Origin of the sequence: Escherichia sp. S10b, assembly GCF_028421345.1 — a bacterium.
Taxonomy (GTDB): domain Bacteria; phylum Pseudomonadota; class Gammaproteobacteria; order Enterobacterales; family Enterobacteriaceae; genus ECMA0423.
On the sequence record NZ_JAHZSO010000066.1, the window covers coordinates 1 to 2,455 of the forward strand.

A 2,455-nucleotide genomic window follows, 5' to 3' on the forward strand; every position below is an offset into this window, starting at 1 on the left:
CGGTAGGGTAGGGTACGTGTGGTCTTTCAAGATAAATGGCGAATATGTCCTGCTTATCTTGAGTTAGATCACCGTTACCCCCCCTCCGAACCGTACGTGCACCTTTCAATGCATACGGCTCTCCATTGCTAGCTTATTGGGGATAAACTCATTTAGCAGAATCCCCACTTGAGACAGGTGGTTGCAGGAGTATTCTTCCCTTTTCCTGTCTCAGATCGGGTAGTTTTCCGCTATGTAACTTGTCGTGGCAACTTGCGCACAAAATCATCGTTTTCCGGCGGCGTGCGATCATCATTAGTTGCCACAGGCTGGGTTTATATCCGGCCTTACGACCTTTCTTCAGGTCTTTTAGCTTTCTGACATGATGTACTTCGCAGCGCCCAGTCTTCGCACAATACTCGCAGATCCTTGCCCCTAATCGACGCATGATCTCTGTTGTGCGGGTTGTGATATGTGCGGTTCTCGGTTCCGTATCGACAATCGTTGTTCGGTTGCGATTGACATGTTTGAGTTTGAAAACCTCAATCTTTCGGGATCCATTTTTGGCCTGAACGGTAATAGCCAGATCTCCATTATTTTGCCGTAGCGATTTGGCGACTTTATTCACTGAACTACGTCGTTTATTCGCTAGGGTCTTAAAAAGGCTTATTTGCCATATGAAATATAATTTTGATAATTTATATTTCATGTCCAGCGCCAGACTGTAGTAGTTCGCCAATCCGCGCATTTCCGCGTTGAAAGTCAGAACAATTTCAGCTTCACTGAGATTTTGTAGACTTGAACGATGTACAGCCTTCACATTCTCATAACAGCCATATTTCTTTTGGTGACAAAATTTAGCGGCTATATTGTCAGGAACGAAGAGCTGCACAATTCCTGTGGTGGATCTCCGGAGAGCGTGCCGCCCTTGCATTTTCTGCTTCAGCAATTTCTTTGCATCTGCCTGTCTGATTTCATAGCCTAAAAAATTAACTCCTTCTGAGATATGGCGGATCCTGGTCTTTGCTTCATTAACTTCCAATCCCAGTGAAGTAGTAATAAAGTTTCTGACCTGTCTTGATATATGTTCAGCATCTTTCTTCGAGCCGATGACACCAATTACGAAGTCATCAGCATATCGAACATAGTACATACGCCTGAAGTTTGGATCGTTCATGACCTGAGATGGTATAGAACGTTTTTCTTCAAGCAGTCGTTCAATTTCTTTCTTTATGGCTTCTTTTTCTGATTCAGAATCAGTTGCCATACCGTCTACTTTCTTTCGTAGTTTATGAATCTTATGGGCCAGCCTGTTCATATCTGGATTCGCTCTTCGTTTTGTACCGCTTGTATATGCAGGAATTAAGTTCTGTTCTACAAAACGGTCCAGTTTGTCGAGGTATATATTTGCCAGTAAGGGAGAAATTATCCCACCTTGTGGCGTGCCAGAATATGAGCGATGGTATTTCCAATTGTCCACATATCCTGCCTTCAGCCACTGTTCGATTAATTTCAGGAAATTCTTATCCTTAATTTTCTCTGCCAGTGTATTCAGCAATAGTTTGTGGGGGATATTGTCAAAGAAACCTTTGATATCAACATCCACGATCCATTTAACTCCGTTCCAGACTGGACGAATAGATCTGAGCGCAGTTTCACACGAACGTTTTGGTCTGAATCCATGAGAGTGTTCAGAGAATACTGGTTCATAAACCCTTTCCAGAATAATTCTTGCTACTTCTTGCGCCAGTTTATCGTCTCCACCTGGAATCCCCAGCGGTCTGGTTTTTCCGTCCTTTTTTGGGATCTGAACTCTGCGTACAGGTTTCGCTACGTATTCTCTACTCCGCAATGTTTTTGCCAGCTTCTCTGCTCTTTCGATAGAGAAGCCATCAATGGTATCTGTTGATACACCTTGAGTCAGTGCACCTGCATTGGCCCGTATATTCACGTAGGCTTGCAGCCACAGTCCGGGCTCACACGCAATTTTGTATAGATTACGTACTGGATACCCTTTTTTTGAAGCATCCTCAATTCCATCTAATCTTTTCTCAAGTTCATCAGGCAGCATTGGCTAACCCTCCTCTTAGAGATTGATGTATCTAACAACTGTCTCCCTTCCCCGCAGCACTGTGAGGCTTTCATCTCCCTTCCGGTTGATTTATACCTTTGCTGCTTCCGTATAATGCGGACTGCCGTAGCCCATTACAGGCCGACCTTGAGTACTATGGAGACTCCGCTACCATGCTGGGTATAAATCCAGTTTAGGTAGTCCCGTAGTTTCACGGTGTGGAGATGCGATGTACTTAGGATGTCTTTCGATCGTTTAACTATTTCATCAATAGCTGGCCCGTTAGAGTGGTCACAATCAACGTAGGGCGGATTTCTTGTGCTATTACGGGAATAACGCTTCAATCGTTCTGCGTTATTGGTTTCCTGTTTCCCACATAGATCTCGACTTCAACAAACCCAGTTT

1 protein-coding gene is annotated in these 2,455 nt (G+C 44.1%); it reads right to left on the bottom strand.

Annotation, left to right across the window (positions count from 1 at the left end; all coding sequences use genetic code 11):
• Nucleotides 1-148: 148 nt before the first annotated feature.
• Entirely contained in the window at nt 149-2,050 is a 1,902-nt protein-coding gene (ltrA, locus tag FTE26_RS06045; RefSeq protein ID WP_000936285.1) for a group II intron reverse transcriptase/maturase, read from the bottom strand.
• Between the last annotated feature and the right edge of the window lie 405 nt (nt 2,051-2,455).